Genomic DNA, 24,282 nt, shown 5'->3' with positions numbered 1-24,282 from the left:
GGGTTACGTTGCGCGCAACGACTTTTGAAACTTTAAAAGTTTAGCAATTGCGCATCTAACCTGCTCACTCGGCAATTACACTTCAGTTAATTGAATTTCACTCTTTTTTTCAATTAAAGTAATACTCTGTTCAACAACAGCCAATACTTTTTGATAGCCTACACGCTTTTCGATATTAATCAGCAAAGGCGACTTGATTGAACCTTTAATAATAGGCTGACCAATCTCAGAGCTCTCTTCATCTTTGTGCAAAACAATAAGAATGATTAGCTCTTCACTGTTAGTAATCTGTAACAACTTTTCTTCCTCGTCAGTCAGAGTAAAGCTGTAATTAATATTAAATAACAGTGGATTAGATACTGAAAATGTTAAATCGGCATTATCAACTGCTTGTAGCCAGAACACAATCTCGCTACCTTCCTGATGAAATAGTTTGAAACGCGTCTGATCTTCAAATCCAGGAATACCCAGCGGAAAGCTAATAATGGTATTTGGATCGATTTCCTGCTTGCCTAATAATTTTGATTGTATTTCCATAATGGCTTCCGATGAGAGTAGTTTTTAAAATTGTTTAAAGCTACCCAAGGTATAGCAGGAAAGTACAAATTTGCAATAACAGATGTTATAAATGTACTGTTAAATTAAATGCTTATTGCTACAAATTATTAGAGTAACTAACTAACTGCGCAAATTTTTGTTTAGCTGTGCCGTTTTCTATGACTTGTAAGGCTGTTTCAATACCTGCTTGCAAAGTAGTCACCAAATCTGCTGCATAAATAGCTGCACCAGCATTTAAAACCACAATATCTCTTGCAGGGCCAGGCTGGTTATCCAGTAGGGCGTTAATCATATCCAGACTGGCTTGCGCATTATCTACGGCTAAACTGGCCAAACTACCACGAGCCACTCCCAGTTTTTCGGGTGATAAGGTATAACAACTGATACTTCCATCTTTTAATTCGGCCACATCAGTATCGGCAGAAATACTAATTTCGTCTAAACCATCCTGAGCATGCACCACCAACACATGCTTACTACCCAATTTTTTTAATACCTCCGCCACGGGTAATAGCCACTGGCGGCTAAATACTCCCACTAACTGATGTGGAGCATTGGCTGGATTAGCTAGCGGACCAATCAAATTAAACAGTGTCCTCACGCCCATTTGTTTACGTGGATCGACAGTATGGCGCACTGCACTATGATGCTTGGCTGCAAACAAAAAACCAACGCCAATGTCTTCAATACATTTTGATACTTTGGCAGCAGACATATCCAGATTTACGCCAGCCGCTTCCAGTAAGTCCGCACTACCACAGCAACTGGAAACGGATCTGTTACCGTGTTTTGCCACCTTGCCGCCTGCTGCTGCCACGACAAACGCCGCTGCTGTAGAAATATTAAATGTGTTGGCGCCATCTCCTCCCGTACCACAGGTATCAATCACGTGTTTACCTACAACCGGTACACGTTGCACCAATTCGCGCATCACAGACACTGCCGCCGCTATTTCTTCTACTGTTTCCCCTTTGCAACGCAACGCAATCAAAAATCCTGCGGTTTGCGCATCGGTTAATTCGCCACGCATCATCGCGTACATAACGGCCTGCATTTCTTCGGTATTGAGATCTTGTTTATTAAGAAGTTTTTCTAACGTAGCCTGGATTTGCATAATATAGAGAGTTGCGTGTCAAATGAATGAAGCGTAATGATGTTACAGGTTCATAGAGATTATTATACTGTATCGTGATTTTATATTTGGACTTGCAGATTGTGCTGTTTATAACATCAATAATTTTGTTTTACCGTTTGAAATAGCCAGTATCCGCTAAACAGTTAAATTTAACCAATCACGCACTCCCTGCCCCGCGCACAAACCGCTGGCAAAACAAGCATTGAGTAGATAACCACCTGTTGGCGCCTCCCAATCCAGCATCTCGCCAGCCACAAACACACTGGGTAGATTGGTGAGCATCAGATTTTTATCGAGATTACTAAAACACACACCACCTGCAGTACTAATGGCTTCTACAAGTGGCCGAGTGGCATGTACGCTAATAGGTAAAGCCTTAATGGTTGCCGCCAGGGTAGTCACATGATTGAATTGTTCCTTGCCAAGTACCTCATGCAATAAAGCAACCTTAAGGCCTGTCAAACCAAGACGGCTTTGTAAATGGCTGGATAACGAACGGGAGCCACGCGGATGACTCAGCGTTTCGATTATCTTCACTATATCCCGATCAGGCATCAAATCCAGCGTGAATGTAGCACTGCCATCTGCATGCAGTTGTTCGCGCAAGCGCTTCGAGAACGCATAAATCAAACTGCCTTCCACCCCGCCAGTACTGATCACCATTTCTCCTTGGCGTCGTTCAGTATTACCCTGCGCATCAGTAAAGGTTAAAGCCACCGCTTTAAGCGGTGTACCGGCAAATTTGTCACGTAAATACTGGCTCCAGCCTACTTCGAAACCACAATTGGCACTTTGCAAGGGTGCAATTTCAACACCCTTTGCCTGTAATAACGGTAACCATGCACCATCAGAACCCAGTTGCGGCCAACTGGCACCACCCAACGCCAATACAGTTGCTTGAGGTTTGAGCGAAATTTCACCATCGGGATTTACCATTCTTAATGCACCCGCATTATCCCAACCCAACCAGCGATGCCGCACATGCAAACGCACACCCGCGCCACGCAAGCGATGCAACCAGGCACGCAATAAGGGTGCGGCTTTCATCTGCGTAGGGAATACACGGCCGGAACTGCCGATAAAGGTATCAATACCCAAATCGTGTACCCATGCACACAAGCGACTAGGAGGTAGTTTGTCTATTATTGCTTGTAAGTGAGCTTGTCTATCGCCATAACGTGAGCAAAAACTGTCATAGGGTTCACTGTGAGTAATATTCAAACCACCCACTCCCGCCTGCAATATTTTACGGCCGAATGAGGGCATAGCATCGTATACATCGACCTGCACACCTGCAAAAGCAAGGGTTTCAGCAGCCATCAGACCAGCCGGACCTCCACCAATAATGGCGACTTGCAGAGGTGCGTAATCGGGCATAGGGTTGATGGCGAGTAAAGACGGGGTTAAATTTTTAGCTTTAACGCTGCAAAAAATTACGCAGCATATCGTGTCCATGTTCAGTCAGAATCGATTCCGGATGAAATTGCACACCTTCAATATCCAGCGTTTTATGACGCACCCCCATAATCTCATCCAAATTACCAGCCGCATCCTGCGTCCAGGCAGTTACTTCCAAACAGTCTGGCAGAGAGGCCTGTTCAATAACCAAAGAATGATAGCGAGTTGCAATAAAGGGGTTATTCAAACCGGAAAAAACCCCCAGATTATGATGATATACCTGTGACGTTTTGCCATGCATAATTGACTTTGCATGGATGATATTGCCATCAAACGCATAGCCTATACTTTGATGCCCCAAACAGACACCTAAAATTGGATATTTGCCTGCATAGGTGCGAATAGTATCAACAGAAATACCGGCTTCTTTTGGTGTACAGGGTCCAGGCGAGATAACAATCTTATCAGGCCGTAATGCATCTATAGCTTCGACACTGACTTCGTCGTTACGCACAACGGTTACCTCTGCGCCTAACTCGCCAAAATACTGCACCAGATTATAAGTAAACGAATCATAATTATCGATCATGACCAATTTAACAGTGCTCATGCCTTACCTCCTTCCAAACCTGCTTCGACCATAGTCACCGCCATAAACACTGCTCGACCTTTATTCATGGTTTCCTCCCATTCGCTACGTGGTATCGAATCGTAAACGATGCCAGCACCCGCCTGAATATGTAAGGTTTTATCTTTAATTACCGCAGTACGGATAGCAATAGCCGTATCCAGATTACCCGACCAGGAAATATACCCCACTGCACCAGAATAAATACCACGCTTTACTGGCTCCAGCTCGTCGATAATTTCCATGGCTCGAATTTTAGGCGCACCACTGACAGTGCCAGCCGGAAAAGTTGCCGCCAACACATCGAAAGCATTTTTATTATCCTGCAATTCGCCAGTGACATTAGACACAATATGCATGACATGAGAATAGCGCTCTATAATCATTTTATCAGTCAATTTAACGGTACCGATTTTAGCCACCCGCCCCGTATCGTTACGGCCCAAATCTATCAGCATCAAATGCTCGGCAATTTCTTTAGGATCTGCAAGCAACTCTTGTTCAAAAGCCAAATCCTGTTCCTGACTAGCACCACGCGGACGCGTACCGGCAATAGGGCGTACAGTGACCAAATCATCTTCCAGACGCACCAGTATCTCCGGTGAAGAACCAACGATATGAAAATCTTCCAGATTAAGATAATACATATACGGGGAAGGATTCAGACAACGCAAAGCGCGATACAAATCAAGTGGGGAGGCAGAAAACGGTATAGACATGCGCTGCGATAATACGACCTGCATAATATCGCCATCCGAAATGTATTGTTTGGCTTTTAATACCGCATCTTCGTAACCTTGCTGGGTAAAACCGGATACAAAATCAGCTTCCTCTACACATTTTAGTTGTACATGGGGCTGCGGATTTGCTTTAGCTTCGCGCAACGTTACCACTAGTTCATCCAATCTAGCTTGGGCTGCGTTAAAAGCATCGGCCTTAGACGGATCAGCATGCGTCAGTAATAGCATCTTCCCGGATAGATTGTCGAACACCAGTAAATCTTCTGACACCATCAATAGTATATCGGGTGTGCCAATCGGATCGGGTTTACCCTTTGATTGCAGACGTGGCTCAATATAGGCAATAGTTTCGTAGCCGAAATAGCCAACCAGGCCACCATTAAAACGGGGTAGGCCTTCTATATCAGGCACTTTAAATTGCAAACGGTATTCTTCTATCCATTGCAATGGGTGACTATGCTCAAAGCATTCAGTAGCAGCACCCTCTGTTTCTATACGAATAGTCAACCCGCTGATTTTAATGCGAATTCTACAAGGCAACCCAATAATAGAGTAGCGTCCCCATTGCTCTCCACCATGAACCGATTCAAATAAATAGGAATAAGGAGCATCTGCCAGTTTGAAATAGGCGCTAAGCGGGGTATCTAAATCAGCCAATACTTCGCGACATACCGGTATGCGGTTATAGCCCTGTTGGGCATATTCTATAAATTGTGCGGGTGTCATTCTTGTTCTCTGAGCAGGGTCACATTCAACCGTGTAAACAAGTGCTGATTGTAACCTAGAAAGGAGATAATCAGCGACCGCCAGACGATTTTATGTAATTGATTATTTTAAAGGCCTGCCTTTAGCATCTTTATAGATGTGACCCAAAAAAATCAAAATACCTTCTGTAAATCCCCACACAACGCCATAACCGCCAGTTAGATAGGTCACCGCAATTTGTGCAAGACCTAAAGTATAAAAACCCAAATAAAAACGATGTATGCCTACAAAACCTAAAACAATACCCAATAAGGCAGCTAAAATGCGACTTTTTACCGGCTTTAATTCCACCAAATAAGCACCCACTAAACCAATTTCGGTGACTTTACCCTCATCATGATCAAAATCAACATCATCCCCTGTTTTAGGTGGTTGATTAGAAGTCCATTGATCAAGATGAAATTCGTAAAACTCATCCTGATACTTAACGATACCGGTTTGAAATTTTTCGTCGTAACTTTCTATATGTCCAAGCATGTTTTTTTCCTATTATTGTTATGTGCTTGTGTAAAGGTGTTTCTCTCTATCATTACCCAACAGGGTTACTTGCCGAAAGGCATTAGTCATCTTACTAGCCAACGTTATACAGCTTAAAGTTTACCGATTGAAAATTCAATGTACCTTTATTAATCAACCTTACTATCCTGCGTAAAAATCAGCTTTTATAGAATGCGCTCACTCTGTTCAGCATATCCTAAAGGCTATTGATTTTAATTTATAAAAACTATGCGGAATAATTAAAGCAGCCACTAGTCATCTTTTAAGCGTACCGCCAATACATCGCATTTAGCGTGATGCAAAACTCCGTTGGCGGTAGAACCCAGCAATAAACCCAAACCATGCCGACCATGAGAGCCTACCACAATTAAATCGACCTGATTTTCTTCCGCAACACGCACAATTTCCAATTTAGGACTACCCAGTTCAAACCACTGACGTTCTTCTGGAACGGACAAGTCATCCGCAAATTTCCGCAAACCAATTTGTGCATTTTTCATCAACTCTTCGGCAATATCAGCATCAAAGGTCATGGGCGCATACAAAGGTTCGGCAATAGGAATATTTTCAAATACGTGTATGACACTGAGTTTCGCCTGATTTTGTTCAGCGAGCTGCTTGGCCACATGACTCACTTCATGGCCATGATCGGAAAAATCAGCTGCAATCAGAATATGCGTGTAGAGAGACATAAAACCCCCACTATGTTTGGGTAGAAATAACAGGAAACAGCAAAGCCATGACCTGGGATAAGATCAATTTGTATAAAAGAGCTAAACCTAAACCAAAAAATAAAGGTTTATCCAGTGCATGCCTTAAAATATGTCCACTGACCAACCAATGCCATATCATGAGTATAAACATCATGAAAATGGCGAATCCTGAGGGCTGCGCACTCAGTGTACTAACGACCGGAATTGCAAAAAAACTAATCACCGCATCCGTGCCAAGAAAAGCACATAGAGTTTGCGAAAAGCGAGCAGTCTTGGCTGAAAAGTACAATAAAGGCCAAATAAACGCTACCATCATTAAAAAATCAACCGCTATTTGCAAAAATGCCGTTGCACTTTCCTCGCTCAATAGTAGTATCAGCATATTAATGGCGATATAGACAGGCAAAACCACACGTATTACCCAAACAGAAGCTGGCACATCCTGAGGGCCTTTGCGTAATAAGGTAATATTAAAAAACAGTACGATTAATGGGTACATAGTTTACTCCGCTTGTTGCAGATTTTCCTCGGCAGTCAGCCAATCAATTTCTGCTTGTTCAAGAGCATTATCAATCTGACCTTTTCTGTTTAGTAATTGTTTTAAGTTTTCCTTATTTTCATCCAGATAAATCCCCGGATCAGCCAACATATCTTCCAATTCGCGCTGTTGTTGATGAAATTTCTCCACAGCCGCTTCCGCTTTTTTAACCGCATCCTGAAACGGTTTTAAACGTATTCGCCGCTCTGCATCTAATTTACGCTGATCTTTGCGCGAAACACCGCTTGCATCCGTCAGGGATGCATCATCACCTGTTTTCTTTTGCTCCGCCAACCAAGTACGGTAATCATCCAAATCACCGTCAAAGTTTTGTATCTTACCATCTGCAACCAATAATAATTGATCTGTAACCGAACGTAATAAATGCCTGTCATGCGATACCAGCACAATAGCACCCTGATAATCTTGCAAAGCGACACTCAAAGCATGTCGCATTTCCAAATCCAGATGATTGGTAGGCTCATCCAGCAATAATAAGTTCGGGTTTTGATAAACCAGCAAAGCCAGTACCAATCGTGCTTTTTCGCCACCCGAAAACGGCTCGACAGCCTCGGTGACTTTGTCACCACAAAAATCAAAGCCACCCAAAAAATTGCGTAAATCTTTCTCGGTGGCCTGATTATCCAATTTTTGCAAATGCCACAGCGGACTCTCGTCCAAACGTAACTGCTCAAGCTGATGTTGTGCAAAATAACCAATATGCAAGGCTTCTGCCGTTTGCAATTTACCGCTTAAGGGCTTCATTTCTCCAGCCAACACTTTAATTAAACTGGATTTACCTGCGCCATTAGGACCTAATAAGCCTATACGATCCCCAGGTGATATTGACAAACTGGCACTATTAATCACTACTTTATTAGCATAACCAATTTCTGCGTCCTCAATCTTCAACAAGGGATTGGGTAGTTTTTTAGGTGCAGGAAAGCTAAAATTAAACGGTGAATCGACATGCGCCTGAGCGATAATTTCCATTCTTTCCAGCGATTTAATCCGACTTTGCGCCTGTTTCGCCTTGGTAGCCTGCGCCTTAAAACGGTTTATAAAACTCTGTATATGGATAATTTCGCGTTGTTGCTTTTCAAAAGCAGATTGTTGCTGTGAAAGTTTTTCCGCGCGCATGCGTTCAAAATCGGAATAATTACCGGTATAAATTTCCGCTTTATTCTGCTCAATATGAATAATATGATCAGTAATCATATCCAGAAAATCCCGGTCGTGTGAAATAAGCAATAAAGTACCCGGATATCGACATAACCATTCCTGCAACCAGATCACTGCATCCAAATCCAAGTGGTTGGTTGGCTCATCCAACAACAACACATCGGAACGACACATCAGCGCCTGCGCCAAATTCAAGCGCATCCGCCACCCACCAGAAAAAGAATTAACTGGTTGTGTTTCCTGAGCAGTAGTAAAGCCTAAACCATTTAATAAACGTGAAGCCCTGGCCTGAGCGGTATAACCGCCAATATGCTCAAGTGCTGCATGCAGTTCTGCCTGTTTAAGGCCATCGTGTGATTGTTCGGCTTGCAGTAAGCGCGCTTGCAATTGTCGTAACTCACGATCACCATCCAGCACATAATCCAGTGCCGAACAGGTTAATGCGGGTGTTTCTTGCGCCACATGAGCAACTTCCAGATTAGGCGGCATGGAAAAATCGCCTTCATCGCTTTGCAATTGGCCCCGCAACATGGCAAACAAACTGGATTTACCCGTTCCATTGGCTCCGGTTAATCCTATTTTCTGCGACTTATGAATAGTGAATGATGCCTCGCTAAACAGCAAACGATTGCCGCGACGAATAGCGATATTTTTAAAATTAAGCATAGAGGTAACAATAATCTCGGTTATTGGCTACGACATCAGGTCGTAAATGAAAGGATTTTATCGCGGGATGCTTTAAGATGTACCAGCATTTTGAAAAAACGCTGTTCTCCAAAATCGCTACGAAAAATAATTACAATAAATCAAAGCGTTATCAAGTTCTAATACGCTTAATCTAAATAGAGGTTTTAGTATTTCCTATGGCATCATTACCCAATCTTTAAAATAAGCCGCTTGACCATAAAAATGCTGTTGCTGATCATATACATTCCAAACCACTGCATTGTTGATCAAAAACCGTTTACCACTTTTTGCGATACGCACCCCAGAATAATGATCAATATAGCCCTTATCAGCCACTTCTTTTAATAACTGCTCACGTTGCATCTGTAGCATCGGTTCTGCGGATAAGCGCGATGGCATACCCACTAACTCTTGCCACTCCAACTCAAACAAATGCAAAGCAGTAACATTGGCATAATTGAATAAAGGCTCATTATCAGTATTATGCGATAACAAAGCAAAACCGCCCTTAAACACCTGCTCTGCAAGCGTTAAATCTGGAGCAACCAGCAGCAAAGGCTTGTTTAACAAACGCTGATAACTATCCAGCAGCAACTGAATATGATCGGCATAAAATTGATTAGTCGGGTTAGGCGGATCTATAGGCAGCATAAATAAGGAAATATTCAGATTAAATAAACATACCGCCAGAAGCTTCAATACGTTGCGCATTAATCCAAGCACTGTTTTCGCTTAATAGAGCAGCAACCACTCCACCAATATCATCCGGCAAACCCACTCTGCCCAAAGCGGTTTGAGAAGCAATAAATGTATTTAGCTGCGTATTATCCCGCACCACTCCACCACCAAAATCGGTTTCAATTGCGCCAGGAGCCACCACATTAACTGCAATACCGCGTTCACCCAACTCTTTAGCCAGATATTTGGTTAACACTTCAATAGCGCCTTTCATAGCCGCATAGGCAGAAAAGCCCGGCAAAGCAAATCGAGTCATTCCCGTAGAAACATTCACAATCCGCCCCTGATCTGCCAATAATGGCAATAACTTTTGGGTTAGAAAAAATACCCCTTTAAAATGGATATTAACCAAATTATCAAACTGTGCTTCTGTGGTTTCGGCAAAACTGGCATGCCCACCAATTCCGGCGTTATTGACCAAAAAATTGAATGTATTACGTTGCCATTTATTAGTTAATACCTGTGTAACACGTTGCACAAAGTCGTTTAATCCTGCTATGTTACCAACATCCAGTTGCAAAGCCGCCGCCTTACCACCCAGCGCTTCTATTTCGGCGACCACAGCCAAAGCTTCTACCTGATTAGTGTGATAAGTCAAAATGACATCAATACTTGCTTCGGCCAGTTTTAAGGCCGTACTTTTGCCCAAACCGCGACTACCACCGGTAACGATTGCTATTTTATTGGTCATCAATGTCTCCTTTGCTGAAATGCAAAATTGTTACAATATATATTATAAAATTATAACAAAATCATAAGCTTTGTATCTCACCATAAAAAATCCACTCACAATTACCGTAGAAAATTTAACAAATAGGCAGTGATAAAGCTTACATATATATTTTTATTATCTGTTTACTATTATCAACGAAATCAAGTTTTAACATTGAATTGCATACGGCTAAACAGCATTACTTAACCATACATGGACAGTTGGATCCAAGCAAATAAGCAACCGGCTTATGAGTTAAATATTAGCGGGTTACTAGCTGTTTAACGACTAACAATTTACCCAGTTGATCACATTGATTTTCAAAAACAACCCATACGATTGTTAATTAAATTGAGATTTCGTTATGAACAAGTTTAGTTTGGCATTAATTTTAATATTGGTTAGCTCTGCTAGCCAAGCCATGGAAACTACTGGCTGGTGTGCGCCTGAGTTTGACAGTTGCGGAGATGAGAGTGATTCAATATTTGGTAGCGGAGGCGGTGGAGGTGGCGGTGGCGGCGGAGCAGATACTTTAGCGGGCTGTAGAGATGGCGTAGATTTAAATATTGCTCGTTCGGGTAAAGATGTAGCAATACGCTGCGAAACCTCTGGCGGGGCAGCCTATCCAGACAGTAATAATGGTTGGCTACAAGGATTTGAATGCATAATTAACGGCGTCTCAGACTATACCAGTCTGGGTACTCCTCAAGCATGTTACGATTCCTGCTCAGTAAACTCTAACTGTTAGTAAAAGTACACTTGATCAGCTACGAGCTGACATGTTGGGTTAGGGTTAAAACCTAACCCAAACCTTTTACTTCCTCCATTCAGCATACCAAACGGTCAATTCGTGTGATTCACCCAGACCACAAAGACCACGATCAATAACGTCATGATTGCCCCACACCACCTCGGCCAACCAACCATCCTCTACAATCGCTTCAATCTCTTTACAGTACAAGCCTTTGTCACGTTGGACATAAAATCCGTAGGTTCGGCAAGCTACAGGTCGATAGGCGTATACTTTACAGGCACCTATCATGCTGTCCAAAAACGGGCATACGAAAGGGCGAGAGGATTGATTACCCATAGCGGCCATTTTCTTATCGATGTCCAGAAGCTGTTCAGTCGATAAGGTTAGTAATCCCACTTTTAGCCAATTCCATTCTTCCTCGGTAATATTTGGTACTTCGGCAAGCCGCTTACAACAGTTATCACAGCCCTGTCTGCATAACCAATCGGGATGACCCTCGCGAATAGCGTTTACGCGGATTTCGATATCAGTTTGGAGTTGCAAGAGAGTAGTCATCTTTCACTTATTTTGTACTGCTATGAGAAATCCATCGATATACTGGGCAGGCAGGTCTAAGGTTTCGTAGTTTTTGTCAGCAGAACTCAGTATCAAAGTTAAACCGGATTGACGACCACTTTGCAACTGCTCCAGACTAATCGCCACATTTGCCCGATCACGAAACAGGCAGCCATTAACCATGTCGCCGTACATCTGACAGCTTAACGCATCATGCCTAAGTTGTGTGGTTGGTATAACAACACCATTTTGCATTTTCGCCATGTCATAGTGTCTAATGTAACGGCTACCAACAATGCCGTATTTAGCATCAAATTGCAGTTGGTAATTTAAGCCTGAAGACTGATCATCCTTAATTGCGGCCAAAAGATAAGAAACAGTATTGTATCCATAAAACGCCATGCGAAACTGCTGAACATTCAAGTCCGGCGCAGTCAAAATACGATTAGGGCTATCGGGCAAACTTTTAACACTGATTTGCTGTTGAATTTCTGCTGAGGATTGATCTCTAATTTCTGGGGTACAGCCAGTTAAGACCGCTACTATAGCCGCCAATAAAGCAGATTTTAAAGTGGTATGCAGTTTCATTGTCCCTATCAAAGGTCAAGTAAATTCATAATATATACGTAAAACTATTAAATGGCCACTGTATAGATGACTATTATGAACTTGAACAAATTTGAATACAGAACCGAATAAATCAAAGTTTTAGAAACTTTATCAACAAATGCACTGATTAGTCATTTGCACGTAGGCGTATAGTTTACAATTAATTTAACTAAACCTTTACGCAAGAACGCCAGATAAACGATGTGATTATCAGCATGGAAAAATACAGACTAACAGTTATCACCGCGTTAAACGACGTGCTGAACGATATTGGTTTACCGAAAAAATATATATGTGAATACAGTAGCATAAAATAAAGTTGCTCTAACCTTTGTTTATTGAAAACGAGCATTGTTAGTCTATACTTTTTTTAATATTAAGTTAATCCGAATTATCTAGGGTTGGACATGGCAAAGTGTTAGATTCGAAACCGAGCAAATGCCAAAAATGGATTTCCAAATAATTTTAGACTTTGCGATATTCACACAAAACTAAAATGGTTAAGTGACTTTTTTAAAACAGATAACAATTATCCATGGATCAGAACCCTATTGCAGCAAAGATCACAAATAGCTGGGAAGTACTTGCCGGTTATGCTTTGATTTTTATCGAAGATATCTGTCCCTGTAAACCGGATTTGCTTGCATTACACTTTATGGTACCCATTAATATTGTTGATGAAACCCGCGAAGCAACTACTGTGCTTGAAATTTCTGAAACCCATGCAAAATATTTGACATCATCAATGTTTGCTATTAGTGAAAATGATGTTAAAAATGATGATGTTATTGATGCCTGTGGTGAATTATGCAATGTCTTTTCAGCGAATGTCAGATCAGCAATTATTAGTACATCAAATATTGATTTAGGTGTCCCAAAAAATTTGAAGCCAGCAGAATTTCAAAGCATAATTGATGCCAGCCATTTAGACCTCTGCTTTAAAGGACAAACCAATGAGGGGTCGGTGATTGTTTATTTATTTAATGCTTACCGAAATAAATGATCAACAAAATAGTTATTTTAATTTATTAAATGCAATTCATAAGCACACCAAATCTGCATGTAGAAAAAAATAATTTTTTTAATAAATATGTGTATTTTATGTAAGTGTAAACTTGGTTTTTAAAACTTTTACTAAATAAATGCTTGTTTATCATATAAAATATATAACAGATCGAGCATTTCAACATCCTGTTAGGGGAAGATTATAATGAAGTTTCTGATTGTAGATGATAGTCGTGCTGTTCAAGCGATTATCAAAAGAGCATTAGAACAATCTGGAATAGCGGGAATGGAATTTAAAATGGCTATGAACGGGGAACAAGCCATGACCATTATTCCTGACTGGCAGCCAGACTTGGTAATTACTGACTGGCACATGCCAACAATGACAGGAATTGAATTATTAAAATTATTACGTCAATCAAATTTTGGTCACATTAAAGTCGGATTTGTAACGACTGAAACCGCTGCACACTATCTTGACGAAGCCATAAACCATGGAGCCTGTTTTGTAATTAATAAGCCTTGTAGCGATGTTGAATTGCAAAACGCAGTTTTTTCGGTTTTTCCAAAAGCCAAACAGGTTAACGCACACGATTCCAAATCTGCAGACGATAAACTTGTTGTATTTGCTGCTAACTCTAAAACTGAATTACTTGAATTTTTAAAAAATGAGCTGCAAACAACCTTGACACTTACACCAGTGTTAAGAAAACCACTTGAAGAGCTGGTAGGTCCAATGGTAATTGGGGCTTATAGACTACAGGATGGCAAAAACGTAGTTGGAATTTGCTTACTAGACAAAAGTGCAGCAATCCTGATTGGCGGCAAAATGTCAGGTAAGGCTGTTAAGGACATTGCAAAATTTATAAAAACTGAAGGGCTAGAAAAAGAATTTAGTGACCACGCAATCAAAGTTTTATCAAAATGTGCAAATATAGTTTTTTCTGCAAATACAAACAATGCCTTAGAACTGGGTGCAAGTAATGTAGTAAATCGACCTTCTGAAAAACTCAGTGCGGTCATTGAAAATTCTGCTTCCCGCTTCGATTACATTATAAGCCACCCAGACTTTGGTAACGGTTTGATTTCGATTATTTGTAATTAACTTAAGATATAAATACCGATGAAATTTGCTGACTTTGGATTAATAGAATGGGTATTCTTAAGTAGCAATCTACTTTTAGGATTACTAGGTAGCTTTTTTTTAATTTGGCTTTACTGGTATTCTTTTCATGACAAAAATAAATTATCCAAAATTGAAAAGCATTGTGAAAATTTGAATAAGTTGTTGAACGGATCCAAATCTTTTATGCAATTGGATGATGCAAACCTCATAGAAGCAAAATGGAATAGGGAAAATCTTGATTTAGTTAGCAATGTGCTACAAGGTTTAAGCCGGGAAGAAATTCGTAAATTGACTGAAGATGTTAATAAATACGGCGAACTGATTGTTGAAATGAATGAAGTAGAACCGGCAGATTTCAGTAACTGGAAACGTTCTAAACAAGCAAAAATCAATAGTGCCATGCAATCCGTAACTAACGTACAAAAAAACTCTGAAAGCATTCAGGAAAAACTGAAAAATGCCAATTCTATGATTCATTCTGTTAAATCTAGAGCGACAAGCACAGATTCAACGGAAACATGGCTAAATGACAACGGAGTTATTCGCGAAAAACTTGATAATAACGTAATCCAATATCAAATTCAGCACGCCCAAACAGAAGCAGAATTAAAAGCAATTAAACGCTCCGAAGCGCGTTTACGGAAAGAATTAACTCTTGAACAAGAACGCTTTGATTCTTTTAAAGCACTTACAAAGCAAAACGAACAGCTTCTTAGCAATGAACTAGCAGTTTCTCGCTCTAAATACGATGAACTGAAAAACAAATTTGATCAAATACTGTTAGAAAAAACCTTTATTGAAAAAGCGTATATGCAAGAGAGTAATCAGTAATATTATTAAATCATTTCCCCGCTTCCAAACCCTTTAAAAGGGGTCAGGTTACTTTTTAACCAGAATTTATTTTAATTTTACCTTAGCGAACAATTCTAGCCCACCAACCCAAAGTCAACTCAATTATATCTTGATAATGACTTGCACTCAGTATGGACTTCTAATCCTGCTATCGCTATCCTAACAACAGCACATAAAATTAATCAGGTTGCGACAGAGTGTTAACCATCAGCAATTTATCTGCACTATCAGATTGCACAACTATAGAAACCCTTAACGATCCCAACATTAGCAATAAAGCTTACTCTGGAACAGTCATTCACTTTGAGATGAAATGCGCCCATGCTTGATCCTCTTCATCTCGCAACAGTCGGTTACCAAAACAGATTCTCAACTACAACACGCTCACTACTTCATCCCTCTAGGCAATAATGTCACTAGGATATACATATTTCGTCATTGAAACAAAAACTTAAAAAATAAAAACAACCACAGACAGCCTACACCCTGAATAGTGACCATTATGATTTACAAAGGTGTATTTAAATCCGTAACCAACTTCTTAATAATATTAGCCGAGCCATCTGCCAATTTTCCCTTGATATTTTCTGAGGTAACGTTTGAATCGTTTAAATAAAACACATTCCGATAAAGTCGATTACCCGCTTCTAACGGACGCGACTCGTCAGGATTTTTTCTTAACTTAAGTAATTCATTGGATTTTGGATACATTTCAGCCGCTAAACACATATTTAAAGTTTTGGAAGACAACATATACTCAAGTTTGACAAACAATACCGCTGAAGATTTAGACTGAGACAGCCACAGTTTACGCCAGACACTGGTATCCGATTTTACAAGCATCACAGGCGTGTTAATCTTTATTTTTTGAACGGATGGAACAGCGGATGAAAAATTTTTATAAACCACTGACCGGAAATCATAGTTTTGCAACTGAGTTATAATAGGTTCCAGTTCTTTCATATCCATAGAAAGTATCGCCTGATTGGCTGCTTCATTAATGGAAGCCGCTAGACCAGAACCAACCACAGGTTGATTCGGTTTTTGAAAGAGCGGATATTCGTTTTCTACTGAAGATTGCGTAAATTTTGTGTAACCTGGCACGTTTACATGATTTTGCAATTCAATATCAATCTGATCTTGAGGAATTATCAAGACCACATCGACTGCCTCAATTTTTTCTTGAACCTGCTTGGTCATAGCAAGCTCTCCATTGAATGCGCAACCATTGAGCAACACAAAAACAATCAAAAATAATTTCAACACTGCAAATATCCTATCATTTAGAAAAAGTGGCATAAAAAAAGAAATCGAGTTACTTAAATTTATCAAAATCCTTAGTTTTAGGTCTACCTTGCGGAACAATTCTAGTCTGTCGCCCCAATACCAACTCAATTTTATCTTGAAAATGGCTTGAACCCAGTACCCTATCTTTATTCAAATGCGCGCGAATAGCATCAAGCTCGAACGTGGCTAATTTTTGCTTGCAAAGCGCTTGGTAAGCTAAAGCGCGTAATTCTGCTGTTAATCCTAACCGATGATATTCAACTGGTTCTGATATCCAATCAATATTACTTTTAGCAATATGCTGCGCATAACTAGACCAAGGATAATCGTCAGGCTGCTTAACCATGCCTGCTCTTACCGGATTTAATTCAATATAACGCATGCAAGTCAATAAATAGGTTTCGCTTTCCACCATACTGGCTTTAAAGCGTCCTTCAAACAAAGTACCTGTTCGACTATAGGTAGCATTAATATAACGTACATAACGGCGACCTATGGATTGCATTAAACCAGAAACAGCACCTAACGCATTCCCAGATACCAGCAGATGTACATGATTAGTCATTTGCACGTATGCGTATAATTTACAGTTATTTTTAACTAAGCCTTCACGCAAAAAATCCTGATAAACCGTGTAATCATCCTCATGGAAAAATACCGGCTGGCGATTATTTCCGCGTTGAATGATGTGCTGCGGTATATGCGGAATATCAATTCTGGGGAGTCTAGGCATTTTTAGTTTACCGACAATTTATTGAGTGTTAGTAGCATAACATAAATCAACCTGACCCCTTTAAAATCAAAAATTGGTTGCATAAAAACAAAGTTACAACAGCGACTGCTGATTCTGGTACATCTAATAACAATAAATTCATGTAAATACAACAACCTATTAATGGCATAATATTTGCATTATATAAATTACTGGATAGAGCTACCAATTGACCTAATGGTCTTATAGGTGTGTAAGTAATTATCTATCAGTTCAATGCTAGTCTGTGTTAAGCAATATTTTTAAGATAAGAGAGAGATTTATGGCAGCATTAATTCAAGGCAAAGTAAAATGGTTCAACGACGATAAAGGCTTCGGCTTCATTGAACAAGAAGATGGCAAAGATGTATTTGTACACTTTAGTGTTATTCAAGGGAGTGGTCGTAAAACCTTAAAAGAAGGGCAACGCGTTAGCCTGGAAGTCACCGATGGCGCTAAAGGTCCGCAAGCTGAAAATGTGACGCCGTTATAGTCAGCTTATCAGTTTCTCACGGTTTAGGTTAAATTATGGACCAGATCATTCCCCATGCAATTTCGAAGTAAAAACGAATTAGATAGGCTAGAGAAAGACCAAAACCTATCTGCTGTTTTTTCTGAGGACTGAATGCATACACTGATATTAGTTTGCCTAAGGTCGTAAAAGGGGTCAGGTTGCTTTTTAATTAACACTTTAACGACCCCTCTATATAGTTAATGGGTTGCTAAAAATATAAGGATTACCAGATAAGATTTACCGGATAGTCGGTAAATACCTGATCAGCACTAATAATGTGCATTTGCTGTTTGATGCCTTTAGCTATCAGTAAGCGATCACATGGATCGCGGTGGGGCGATGTCAAATTTGCAAGTGCCTCAATGTGTGCCAATTCAATTGGCAATAACTGCAAACCGTTTTGTTGCTGTTGGGTGCTGATAAGGGTCTGCAAATTTTCACTAAGTTCTAACTTGCCTAGTTGCTGTTTGATTTGAATTTCCCAAGCCGATACCAAACTCAGATACAGGGTATTTTTTCATCTTGACAAGCAGACAATGCCGCAGGCGATAACTTTTCCGGTGTGTCGTTCAGCCAGAGGAATATATGGGTATCGAGTAACAGATTCATGCTTCCTTACCTGTCCAAAAATCTTCGGGTAACTCGTTATCGAAATCATCACCCACTTTGATTTTGCCGCGAAATTGACCGAATACCCGTTTTTGCGGCGGTATTATTTCTGAGGCTTCTTCGAGTAATACTATTACTTTTGCTTTTCCAGCCTCGATGGAATCAGGTAATTGCAAATGGATTTGATGTTGCTCATTGATGACGGTGTTTAGTTCCAATGCTCGCATAATTTTTTACTCATGTTGATTGTGTCCAGCTTGCTTGCTCAGCATAAAGAGTTTCAATAATGCAAACAGCTCAATGGCAAAAATTGCAAAATCAGCAGGCATTACCCGCGAAACACTTTATAAAGCGCTACACCCTGGCAGTGAACCAAGCTTTGATACAATTAACCGCGTTTGCGCCGCCTTAGGCGTACGGCTTATTGCTCAACCATTACACCCACAACCAGCACCTTGAAATAAAACAAAAGCCAATCCAAGCGGAAATTAAACTGCGCAAGAGCCGCGAGGTCTTTTCTTCAGCAGCGGTTATAATGCTTAGGAGTAATTATACGTTTATCCATTTAAGTATTACACCAAATCAAACAGATAAAATAAAGTAACCCGCCCCCCTTTATACAATGACATTCCGGTTTTCGTAAAAAATCTCATAATAAAGGTAAAAACCTGATGAAATCTCACAATTAGTGATACGTCTGCATCGTCTAATACGATGCACCGTTCTTATGCAAAAACTGCCAATTACCATCCACCAGCAAAGCTTTCAAATCATCATCAGGATAACAGCCTTCGTCTCCCGGCGTTCTATCGCCAACTTCAAGAAACAATACTTCTTCAACTGTTTCGTTGATCAGACAGTGTCCGTTGCCGGTACCCGCCTTGAAACCTGCGCACATTCCTGGTGAAAGTACGGTCCTGCCTTCGTCGGTATGAAGCGTGGGATGCCCCTTCAAAATATAGACGAATTCATCTTGCTTGGTATGCGCGTGTCTAAGCGCCGAAACGGCATTGGGGGCTAGGCTTGTAAGGTTTATACCAAAATTTGCGAGACCAAAAATATCCCCAAGTGCCCGCTTTACTCTACCAGTCATAAGCGCGGCGAAAGGTTCAGGATAGTTCGACGGTTTAGTGCGCACAGGTGCTTCTAATGCAATTATAGCGACTGGGTAAGTTTGTTTGGACATATAAGCCTCGTGATACGAACAAAAGAGGTCACCCATTAACCAGCAGTTGTCTAACAAAAAGGGTCGGGTTACTTTTTACCAGAATTTATTTTAATTCTACCTTGGTAAATAATTCTAGTCCACCAACCCAACTCACAACTTATTGTGTATGAATAGAATAGCATAAAACAAAGTAACCTGACCCCTTTACTTTCTTTTTTACTGCGAATACCTGACACCTTTAGCGCGTATGCGTATTGCGTATTAAACTTCTGTTAGCTAGTAACCACAACTGGTAGTCCTAGATTACTGCCAACGGCATAATACAAGCTTTCTTCCATAAACTGTTTGCTAAATGCTGCGTAGAACTGTTCGGCTTTGTTAGCCGCAGTAATCGCCTTCTTTCTTGGGCTTGCTTTTGGCTCAGACTGCAAAAAGGAATCGAACTGTAACTGCGGAGTATAATTATTTCTAAGTTCTGTATCCACTTCGCCAGCTCGCTTCATGGTACTGTCGTTTGCAACCAAAAACGGGTCGTGCGATGAACCACCTGGTTGTTCGCGCGCGGTAACCGTGCCTATAGTGTTGGTAACTGTTGCTCCTTTATAGCCAGTAATCTTAACGCCTTTCCGAAATGTGCTTAGTCCTTTGGCAAATAGATCGATAGGGCGATAATTTACTGTACCGTAAGCAGCATAGCAGGCAAATAACACTATTTTATTCGCCTTAACTGAAAGATGTTTTCCGATAAGGTCTCCAAGACTTGTCCAATCGTGTTTATATCCATCAAGGTAAGTTTCATTTGAATTTTTGCCACCGTGACAAATAACATATAGAGGTTCAGAACTGTCAATGTCTTTGAGCTGATCCAACCCTAAAAGATCAATGATAGTGCAGTCCTGTGTTTGGAAGCGTTGGGTTTCAAGAAGTTCTAGCTGTATGGCAAACTCTACGTCTGCCCACATAATGAAGTCCTTGATTTGTGACATATCTTTATGAACCAGAAGTATCATGGCGGTATCCTCGTGGATAAAATGCACCTTAGTAAGAAATGGTTTAACTCATAAAACTAATAATTTTTCACAATCCAATATTTACCAAACTAACAATATTCACTACTTATTATGTTACGCGATGCGTTTCTCGTGAAAACTGGGTGGCCATAAGGATTCGTTCACCAATAGGCAATGGCAGCTACATTCATGCCCATAACATTTATGAGTTTAGTGCAGCATTTCACATAGTTTTCTGTGTATTATTTAACCGGAAAATTGGTAATATGAAAGCAATTGTTCATCAAACATCATTGCTCAGTATCTTATATTCAAATATCACCCTAGTCAATTCAAAAAGGGCCCCAAAAAGGGGTCAGGTTTATTTTTTACCTGGAAGCTTTAGTCAGTTTCTTATTACCAGATTGTGTCAACTTGATATTGTGTGATCATTTCATCTGATGTCAGAATGGTAAGCTGTTTTTGCAATGCCTGACAAATTAAAATTCTGTCAAGTGGATCTCTAAGTATGTTAGGCAATATCGGTAGTTGATATACTGCCAATTCGTCTAATGAAATCAATTCAATTTGGTGAATCTGGCACTGATGTCTGATAAAAATTGTTGGATTTTCAGGTAGCGGCAATTTGCCAAGCATGTTTTTAACAATTATTTACCATACTGATACAGAACTTAAATAAACCTGATTCTCAGGGGTACGAAATAATGTCTTGGCCTTTTCACTTAATTCTTCTGCATCGGTTGTTATCTATAAAAATGCACAGGTATCCAAAAGAATTTGCATTTAATGACCTTCAAAAGCGTCAAGTAAATCAGTTGGCAACGGTTCAAAGAATGAAGCGGGTACTTGGAAACTACCTTTGGCCAAGCCAATAGGACGTTCTAAATTTATGGGTTTTACTGTGGATTCCTGTTTCAATCCTAAGCGGAAAAAATGGATAAGATCGTAAATTTCCGCAAGTCTATCTTCAGGTATTAGTTTAATTTCTTCAATCAGTTGGTCTGGTATCATAGTCAATACTCCTGATGAATTGATATTTGACAATGTAGCATTTTATACACTGAAATTAGTTTTCGCAAAAACTCCAGATAAACAGGGCAATCTTCCTCATAGAAAAATACTGGTTGACGGTTATTACCGCCTTGAATAATGTGCAGAGATATATGGTGTACATCAATTCTAGGGGGTGAAGGTATTTGGGTTTACCGACAATTTATTGTGTGTTAGTAGCATAACATAAAGCAACCCGACCCTTTTAGTGTATAAATTGACCCGCACTATTAATTTTCATACACTAGGGATGTTGACTTCATTATAAAGATATAATTCGTGCTTAAGCAGCATATAATGGCAGTTATTTTACATTATAACTAAAATTTGTCGTAATCAATATACCTTAAAGGAAAATGCCATAACCTAATTAGAAACAATTACTTTTCTCTTACCTTACAATTTTTAACAGACTGGCATAGCTATAAATCTGATCTAAATAAAAAAAAATGCTGATTTGTAAAAATTATTTTTGCAGGGATTAACAAGGAGATGACTCCATATGCATAAAGGCATTTATTTTGAAGCAGATACACTTGATGATTTACTCACGGATGTATTTAAACAATTACTTGATAATCGGAAAATTATTAATGCAAGTCGAGGAAACTTTACAGAAATATTTGGGGCAATGCTGGTATTGAATAACCCAAGAGCAAGACTTAGTAGAAGTGAAAGTAAAGGAAAAATATTCACTGCGCTAGGGGAGTTATTTTGGTATTTGTCCAAAAAAAATAACTTGGAATTTATGGAATACTATCTTCCAGGTCGCTATACAAAAGAATCAGATGATGGTGTTTCAGTTAGAAGTGGATATGGTGAACGTTTATTTGGACATAATGGAAACAATCAAATCCAGAACATAATTACATTGCTAAGAAAGAAACCGACCACCCGTCAGGCTGTAATTCAGCTATTTGACGCTAGTGATCTTTCAATCAACTTCAAATCTATACCATGTACATGCACTCTTCAATTTATTATTCGTGATAATAAATTAAATTTGATGGCTAATATGAGATCAAATGATGCATTTATTGGATTGCCTCATGATGTTTTTACATTCACTATGTTACAGGAAATTATCGCACGCTCAATTGGTATCGATATTGGAATATATAAACATTCTGTTTGTAGTTTACATCTCTATGAAGATAATCACGAAAAAGCAAAGACATATCTAAGTGAAGGATGGCAATCACCTATCGCAATGGATCCAATGCCTATAGAGGATCCTTGGGAAGCTATAAAAGTTGTACGTAATATAGAAGAGCAGGTAAGAACCAATATGGAAATAGATTTATCTAGCATCAAATTATCCCCTTTCTGGGTTGATATTTGTAGACTTCTAGTAGTTTTTCAGAAATGGAAAGCTTCTCAAAATCATAAAGCGGACATGTTCACTGCTTGTCAGGAAATTAAAACACAAGTGTCAAGTAAGGTCTATCACATGTTTATAGATGCGAAACTGGATTCGTTAAATCCACTGGGAGATGGTAGATGAGTCGGCATGATTCCACAAATATGCAACAATTGAGCGACTTATTAACTCGTTACGAAGCCGAACAATTTCCGCTGCCCGGTATTCATAATCATCAACATAAAACAGTTTTAGTAAAACAAATTATAGACAGTACAAGGCGAGTCAACTACGTTTCCAAAATAGCTAAAAAACCATTACGTGCTGATCGAGCTAATCCGAATAGTACATTGTTTGACCCGATTAGAGCAGCACTGATACATAAAACTGCTGGCAATTTTGATGAGGCGTGTTGGCTGGTCTTTTTGTTTATTCATTTTGGTAAGCATCGTAAATCTGAGTGGCGATTCGTCAAAGAAGTTTATGGCAAACTTGGGGGGCATCCTCATTGGACATGGGCAGAGATAGTTGTGAACCCTCAACTCTTTCGTAATTGGCTGGGGCTAAATCAAGTAAAGTTGTTGCGAGGTAAGAACCGAGGGTTTGGCAATCACCGTAAATACCAAAGCATGGATGCCTACAAGCCGACTGGGACGGGATCAGCAGTACTAAGTTATGTGGACTGGATCATGGCATTTGGGGGGCACCAGCAACTTATCAATCACTCTTTGCAGCAATGCCAAAACAACCCTGAGCAGGCATTTGACTGGCTCTATAATTCAATGAAAAAAGTTGTATCATTCGGGCGAACGGCTAAGTTTGACTATTTAACCATGCTAAAAAAAATGGAATTGGCGCAAATTCAACCAGGTTCAGCTTATCTAGCTGGTGCCACGGGACCTATTTCTGGTGCAAGATTGATTCTTCAAGGCAATATGACTAGTAATCTTTCGCTGAAGACCATGGAAACTAGGCTAGCTATACTGGCTAAATATTTGAATGTAGACATGCAGGTTATCGAAGACTCGCTATGTAACTGGCAGAAAAATCGGAGTCATTACATGCTTTTTTCTGGCTGACATAACCGTTCTAATGCGCTAAGTATTTCTTCTGCCGCAGCACAATGTTGCGGTGAACGGGCAGCAAAATGTTCCAATCTCATACCAAGATCGCTTTTTTGGGATACGATTGGCTGCTTAAAAATTTGCAAAAAATTACATAATTTTTGCAAATTTTTGGAGTTTGTTTTGAAATCTCCAGCTTCAAAGCGTGATAATTGTCCACAGTTTATTTTTTGTGATGCTTCAATATCCTTAAGCGTCATGCCGAGCATAGTTCTC

General features: G+C 40.0%; 29 protein-coding genes. 8 read left to right on the top strand and 21 right to left on the bottom strand.

Features of this window, described 5'->3' with window-relative positions; all coding sequences use genetic code 11:
* Positions 1 to 75 precede the first annotated feature (75 nt).
* The 11 genes from fliW to ABH008_RS01405 all read right to left on the bottom strand — a co-directional run bounded on the left by fliW (position 76) and on the right by ABH008_RS01405 (position 10,271).
* Complete coding sequence (fliW, locus tag ABH008_RS01455; RefSeq protein ID WP_347988101.1) at positions 76 to 537, bottom strand: flagellar assembly protein FliW; 462 nt, start codon at positions 535 to 537, stop codon at positions 76 to 78.
* Between the two features lie 118 nt (positions 538 to 655).
* Positions 656 to 1,672, bottom strand: coding sequence for an anthranilate phosphoribosyltransferase (gene trpD / locus ABH008_RS01450; RefSeq protein WP_347988100.1), 1,017 nt, complete (start codon positions 1,670 to 1,672; stop codon positions 656 to 658).
* 156 nt (positions 1,673 to 1,828) lie between these two features.
* Positions 1,829 to 3,070: a TIGR03862 family flavoprotein gene (locus ABH008_RS01445; protein WP_347988099.1), complete on the bottom strand. Its 1,242-nt coding sequence runs from the start codon at positions 3,068 to 3,070 to the stop codon at positions 1,829 to 1,831.
* A 40-nt stretch (positions 3,071 to 3,110) separates the two neighbouring features.
* Complete coding sequence (locus ABH008_RS01440) at positions 3,111 to 3,701, bottom strand: aminodeoxychorismate/anthranilate synthase component II (protein ID WP_347988098.1); 591 nt, start codon at positions 3,699 to 3,701, stop codon at positions 3,111 to 3,113.
* Positions 3,698 to 5,185 (bottom strand): anthranilate synthase component I, encoded by a 1,488-nt coding sequence (gene trpE, locus ABH008_RS01435; protein ID WP_347988097.1) that lies wholly within the window; start codon positions 5,183 to 5,185, stop codon positions 3,698 to 3,700. The genes ABH008_RS01440 and trpE overlap by 4 nt, the downstream gene beginning before the upstream one ends.
* 102 nt (positions 5,186 to 5,287) lie before the next feature.
* A complete protein-coding gene (locus ABH008_RS01430) occupies positions 5,288 to 5,701 on the bottom strand; it encodes a TM2 domain-containing protein (protein WP_347988096.1) in 414 nt (137 codons plus the stop codon).
* 272 nt (positions 5,702 to 5,973) lie between these two features.
* Positions 5,974 to 6,414: a universal stress protein gene (locus ABH008_RS01425; protein ID WP_347988095.1), complete on the bottom strand. Its 441-nt coding sequence runs from the start codon at positions 6,412 to 6,414 to the stop codon at positions 5,974 to 5,976.
* 10 nt (positions 6,415 to 6,424) lie between these two features.
* Positions 6,425 to 6,934, bottom strand: a complete 510-nt coding sequence (locus tag ABH008_RS01420; RefSeq protein WP_347988094.1) for a hypothetical protein — start codon at positions 6,932 to 6,934, stop codon at positions 6,425 to 6,427.
* A 3-nt stretch (positions 6,935 to 6,937) separates the two neighbouring features.
* On the bottom strand, positions 6,938 to 8,821 hold the full coding sequence (locus ABH008_RS01415) for an ATP-binding cassette domain-containing protein (RefSeq protein WP_347988093.1): 1,884 nt from the start codon (positions 8,819 to 8,821) through the stop codon (positions 6,938 to 6,940).
* 195 nt (positions 8,822 to 9,016) lie between these two features.
* Positions 9,017 to 9,553 (bottom strand): MEKHLA domain-containing protein, encoded by a 537-nt coding sequence (locus ABH008_RS01410; protein ID WP_347988092.1) that lies wholly within the window; start codon positions 9,551 to 9,553, stop codon positions 9,017 to 9,019.
* Complete coding sequence (locus ABH008_RS01405) at positions 9,513 to 10,271, bottom strand: SDR family oxidoreductase (protein WP_347988091.1); 759 nt, start codon at positions 10,269 to 10,271, stop codon at positions 9,513 to 9,515. The genes ABH008_RS01410 and ABH008_RS01405 overlap by 41 nt, the downstream gene beginning before the upstream one ends.
* 385 nt (positions 10,272 to 10,656) lie before the next feature.
* Between ABH008_RS01405 and ABH008_RS01400 the strand changes: the two genes are divergently transcribed.
* On the top strand, positions 10,657 to 11,040 hold the full coding sequence (locus ABH008_RS01400; protein ID WP_347988090.1) for a hypothetical protein: 384 nt from the start codon (positions 10,657 to 10,659) through the stop codon (positions 11,038 to 11,040).
* Between the two features lie 66 nt (positions 11,041 to 11,106).
* On the opposite strand, the gene ABH008_RS01395 is transcribed toward ABH008_RS01400, so the two are convergent.
* Together ABH008_RS01395 and ABH008_RS01390 are read right to left on the bottom strand one after the other, a co-directional pair.
* On the bottom strand, positions 11,107 to 11,601 hold the full coding sequence (locus ABH008_RS01395; protein ID WP_347988089.1) for a YkgJ family cysteine cluster protein: 495 nt from the start codon (positions 11,599 to 11,601) through the stop codon (positions 11,107 to 11,109).
* A 3-nt stretch (positions 11,602 to 11,604) separates the two neighbouring features.
* Positions 11,605 to 12,189 (bottom strand): hypothetical protein, encoded by a 585-nt coding sequence (locus tag ABH008_RS01390; protein ID WP_347988088.1) that lies wholly within the window; start codon positions 12,187 to 12,189, stop codon positions 11,605 to 11,607.
* A gap of 556 nt (positions 12,190 to 12,745) precedes the next feature.
* On the opposite strand from ABH008_RS01390, the gene ABH008_RS01385 reads away from it, so the two are divergent.
* From ABH008_RS01385 to ABH008_RS01375, 3 genes are all read left to right on the top strand, one after another.
* A complete protein-coding gene (locus ABH008_RS01385; RefSeq protein ID WP_347988087.1) occupies positions 12,746 to 13,213 on the top strand; it encodes a chemotaxis protein CheX in 468 nt (155 codons plus the stop codon).
* A gap of 207 nt (positions 13,214 to 13,420) precedes the next feature.
* Positions 13,421 to 14,320 carry a response regulator gene (locus tag ABH008_RS01380; RefSeq protein ID WP_347988086.1) on the top strand — a complete coding sequence of 300 codons (900 nt, stop codon included), beginning with the start codon at positions 13,421 to 13,423 and terminating at the stop codon, positions 14,318 to 14,320.
* Positions 14,321 to 14,338: 18 nt separating this feature from the next.
* On the top strand, positions 14,339 to 15,172 hold the full coding sequence (locus tag ABH008_RS01375) for a hypothetical protein (RefSeq protein ID WP_347988085.1): 834 nt from the start codon (positions 14,339 to 14,341) through the stop codon (positions 15,170 to 15,172).
* A 528-nt stretch (positions 15,173 to 15,700) separates the two neighbouring features.
* Here ABH008_RS01375 and ABH008_RS01370 read toward each other — a convergent pair.
* Complete coding sequence (locus ABH008_RS01370; protein WP_347988084.1) at positions 15,701 to 16,459, bottom strand: hypothetical protein; 759 nt, start codon at positions 16,457 to 16,459, stop codon at positions 15,701 to 15,703.
* Positions 16,460 to 16,508: 49 nt separating this feature from the next.
* Positions 16,509 to 17,213: a transposase gene (locus tag ABH008_RS01365; RefSeq protein ID WP_347988083.1), complete on the bottom strand. Its 705-nt coding sequence runs from the start codon at positions 17,211 to 17,213 to the stop codon at positions 16,509 to 16,511.
* A gap of 301 nt (positions 17,214 to 17,514) precedes the next feature.
* Here ABH008_RS01365 and ABH008_RS01360 point away from each other — a divergent pair, with 301 nt between their 5' ends.
* Positions 17,515 to 17,724: a cold-shock protein gene (locus tag ABH008_RS01360; RefSeq protein WP_347988082.1), complete on the top strand. Its 210-nt coding sequence runs from the start codon at positions 17,515 to 17,517 to the stop codon at positions 17,722 to 17,724.
* 244 nt (positions 17,725 to 17,968) lie between these two features.
* On the opposite strand, the gene ABH008_RS01355 is transcribed toward ABH008_RS01360, so the two are convergent.
* Both ABH008_RS01355 and ABH008_RS01350 read right to left on the bottom strand, forming a co-directional pair.
* Entirely contained in the window at positions 17,969 to 18,241 is a 273-nt protein-coding gene (locus ABH008_RS01355; RefSeq protein WP_347988081.1) for a type II toxin-antitoxin system VapC family toxin, read from the bottom strand.
* Between the two features lie 109 nt (positions 18,242 to 18,350).
* Positions 18,351 to 18,581: a hypothetical protein gene (locus ABH008_RS01350; RefSeq protein WP_347988080.1), complete on the bottom strand. Its 231-nt coding sequence runs from the start codon at positions 18,579 to 18,581 to the stop codon at positions 18,351 to 18,353.
* A 73-nt stretch (positions 18,582 to 18,654) separates the two neighbouring features.
* Between ABH008_RS01350 and ABH008_RS01345 the strand changes: the two genes are divergently transcribed.
* Positions 18,655 to 18,813 carry a helix-turn-helix domain-containing protein gene (locus ABH008_RS01345; protein ID WP_347988079.1) on the top strand — a complete coding sequence of 53 codons (159 nt, stop codon included), beginning with the start codon at positions 18,655 to 18,657 and terminating at the stop codon, positions 18,811 to 18,813.
* 247 nt (positions 18,814 to 19,060) lie between these two features.
* On the opposite strand, the gene ABH008_RS01340 is transcribed toward ABH008_RS01345, so the two are convergent.
* From ABH008_RS01340 to ABH008_RS01330, 3 genes are all read right to left on the bottom strand, one after another.
* On the bottom strand, positions 19,061 to 19,447 hold the full coding sequence (locus ABH008_RS01340) for a cupin domain-containing protein (protein WP_347988078.1): 387 nt from the start codon (positions 19,445 to 19,447) through the stop codon (positions 19,061 to 19,063).
* Between the two features lie 347 nt (positions 19,448 to 19,794).
* Entirely contained in the window at positions 19,795 to 20,532 is a 738-nt protein-coding gene (locus ABH008_RS01335) for a hypothetical protein (RefSeq protein ID WP_347988077.1), read from the bottom strand.
* Positions 20,533 to 21,315: 783 nt separating this feature from the next.
* Positions 21,316 to 21,543 (bottom strand): hypothetical protein, encoded by a 228-nt coding sequence (locus ABH008_RS01330; RefSeq protein WP_347988076.1) that lies wholly within the window; start codon positions 21,541 to 21,543, stop codon positions 21,316 to 21,318.
* A 541-nt stretch (positions 21,544 to 22,084) separates the two neighbouring features.
* Between ABH008_RS01330 and ABH008_RS01325 the strand changes: the two genes are divergently transcribed.
* Both ABH008_RS01325 and ABH008_RS01320 read left to right on the top strand, forming a co-directional pair.
* Positions 22,085 to 23,086 carry a thymidylate synthase gene (locus ABH008_RS01325; RefSeq protein ID WP_347988075.1) on the top strand — a complete coding sequence of 334 codons (1,002 nt, stop codon included), beginning with the start codon at positions 22,085 to 22,087 and terminating at the stop codon, positions 23,084 to 23,086.
* Between the two features lie 20 nt (positions 23,087 to 23,106).
* Positions 23,107 to 24,021, top strand: coding sequence for a hypothetical protein (locus ABH008_RS01320; protein ID WP_347988074.1), 915 nt, complete (start codon positions 23,107 to 23,109; stop codon positions 24,019 to 24,021).
* On the opposite strand, the gene ABH008_RS01315 is transcribed toward ABH008_RS01320, so the two are convergent.
* Positions 24,000 to 24,275, bottom strand: a complete 276-nt coding sequence (locus tag ABH008_RS01315; RefSeq protein ID WP_347988073.1) for a hypothetical protein — start codon at positions 24,273 to 24,275, stop codon at positions 24,000 to 24,002. The genes ABH008_RS01320 and ABH008_RS01315 overlap by 22 nt on opposite strands.
* Between the last annotated feature and the right edge of the window lie 7 nt (positions 24,276 to 24,282).

The sequence above is a fragment of the Methylomonas sp. AM2-LC genome, from assembly GCF_039904985.1.
Classification (GTDB): domain Bacteria; phylum Pseudomonadota; class Gammaproteobacteria; order Methylococcales; family Methylomonadaceae; genus Methylomonas.
This window is presented reverse-complemented; position numbering and strand designations above follow the sequence as displayed.

Excerpts from the sequence above, each read along its gene's own strand:
- ABH008_RS01345 (WP_347988079.1), top strand. The coding sequence starts at position 18,655 with ATGGCAAAAATTGCAAAATCAGCAGGCATTACCCGCGAAACACTTTAT.
- ABH008_RS01415 (WP_347988093.1), bottom strand. The coding sequence starts at position 8,821 with ATGCTTAATTTTAAAAATATCGCTATTCGTCGCGGCAATCGTTTGCTG.
- trpE (WP_347988097.1), bottom strand. The coding sequence starts at position 5,185 with ATGACACCCGCACAATTTATAGAATATGCCCAACAGGGCTATAACCGC.
- ABH008_RS01385 (WP_347988087.1), top strand. The coding sequence starts at position 12,746 with ATGGATCAGAACCCTATTGCAGCAAAGATCACAAATAGCTGGGAAGTA.
- ABH008_RS01315 (WP_347988073.1), bottom strand. The coding sequence starts at position 24,275 with ATGCTCGGCATGACGCTTAAGGATATTGAAGCATCACAAAAAATAAAC.
- ABH008_RS01335 (WP_347988077.1), bottom strand. The coding sequence starts at position 20,532 with ATGATACTTCTGGTTCATAAAGATATGTCACAAATCAAGGACTTCATT.
- ABH008_RS01330 (WP_347988076.1), bottom strand. The coding sequence starts at position 21,543 with ATGATACCAGACCAACTGATTGAAGAAATTAAACTAATACCTGAAGAT.
- ABH008_RS01325 (WP_347988075.1), top strand. The coding sequence starts at position 22,085 with ATGCATAAAGGCATTTATTTTGAAGCAGATACACTTGATGATTTACTC.
- ABH008_RS01340 (WP_347988078.1), bottom strand. The coding sequence starts at position 19,447 with ATGACTGGTAGAGTAAAGCGGGCACTTGGGGATATTTTTGGTCTCGCA.
- ABH008_RS01430 (WP_347988096.1), bottom strand. The coding sequence starts at position 5,701 with ATGCTTGGACATATAGAAAGTTACGACGAAAAATTTCAAACCGGTATC.
- ABH008_RS01420 (WP_347988094.1), bottom strand. The coding sequence starts at position 6,934 with ATGTACCCATTAATCGTACTGTTTTTTAATATTACCTTATTACGCAAA.
- ABH008_RS01375 (WP_347988085.1), top strand. The coding sequence starts at position 14,339 with ATGAAATTTGCTGACTTTGGATTAATAGAATGGGTATTCTTAAGTAGC.
- ABH008_RS01380 (WP_347988086.1), top strand. The coding sequence starts at position 13,421 with ATGAAGTTTCTGATTGTAGATGATAGTCGTGCTGTTCAAGCGATTATC.
- ABH008_RS01425 (WP_347988095.1), bottom strand. The coding sequence starts at position 6,414 with ATGTCTCTCTACACGCATATTCTGATTGCAGCTGATTTTTCCGATCAT.
- ABH008_RS01405 (WP_347988091.1), bottom strand. The coding sequence starts at position 10,271 with ATGACCAATAAAATAGCAATCGTTACCGGTGGTAGTCGCGGTTTGGGC.
- fliW (WP_347988101.1), bottom strand. The coding sequence starts at position 537 with ATGGAAATACAATCAAAATTATTAGGCAAGCAGGAAATCGATCCAAAT.
- ABH008_RS01320 (WP_347988074.1), top strand. The coding sequence starts at position 23,107 with ATGCAACAATTGAGCGACTTATTAACTCGTTACGAAGCCGAACAATTT.
- ABH008_RS01410 (WP_347988092.1), bottom strand. The coding sequence starts at position 9,553 with ATGCGCAACGTATTGAAGCTTCTGGCGGTATGTTTATTTAATCTGAAT.
- ABH008_RS01440 (WP_347988098.1), bottom strand. The coding sequence starts at position 3,701 with ATGAGCACTGTTAAATTGGTCATGATCGATAATTATGATTCGTTTACT.
- ABH008_RS01360 (WP_347988082.1), top strand. The coding sequence starts at position 17,515 with ATGGCAGCATTAATTCAAGGCAAAGTAAAATGGTTCAACGACGATAAA.
- ABH008_RS01365 (WP_347988083.1), bottom strand. The coding sequence starts at position 17,213 with ATGCCTAGACTCCCCAGAATTGATATTCCGCATATACCGCAGCACATC.
- ABH008_RS01350 (WP_347988080.1), bottom strand. The coding sequence starts at position 18,581 with ATGCGAGCATTGGAACTAAACACCGTCATCAATGAGCAACATCAAATC.
- ABH008_RS01395 (WP_347988089.1), bottom strand. The coding sequence starts at position 11,601 with ATGACTACTCTCTTGCAACTCCAAACTGATATCGAAATCCGCGTAAAC.
- ABH008_RS01390 (WP_347988088.1), bottom strand. The coding sequence starts at position 12,189 with ATGAAACTGCATACCACTTTAAAATCTGCTTTATTGGCGGCTATAGTA.
- ABH008_RS01400 (WP_347988090.1), top strand. The coding sequence starts at position 10,657 with ATGAACAAGTTTAGTTTGGCATTAATTTTAATATTGGTTAGCTCTGCT.
- trpD (WP_347988100.1), bottom strand. The coding sequence starts at position 1,672 with ATGCAAATCCAGGCTACGTTAGAAAAACTTCTTAATAAACAAGATCTC.
- ABH008_RS01445 (WP_347988099.1), bottom strand. The coding sequence starts at position 3,070 with ATGCCCGATTACGCACCTCTGCAAGTCGCCATTATTGGTGGAGGTCCG.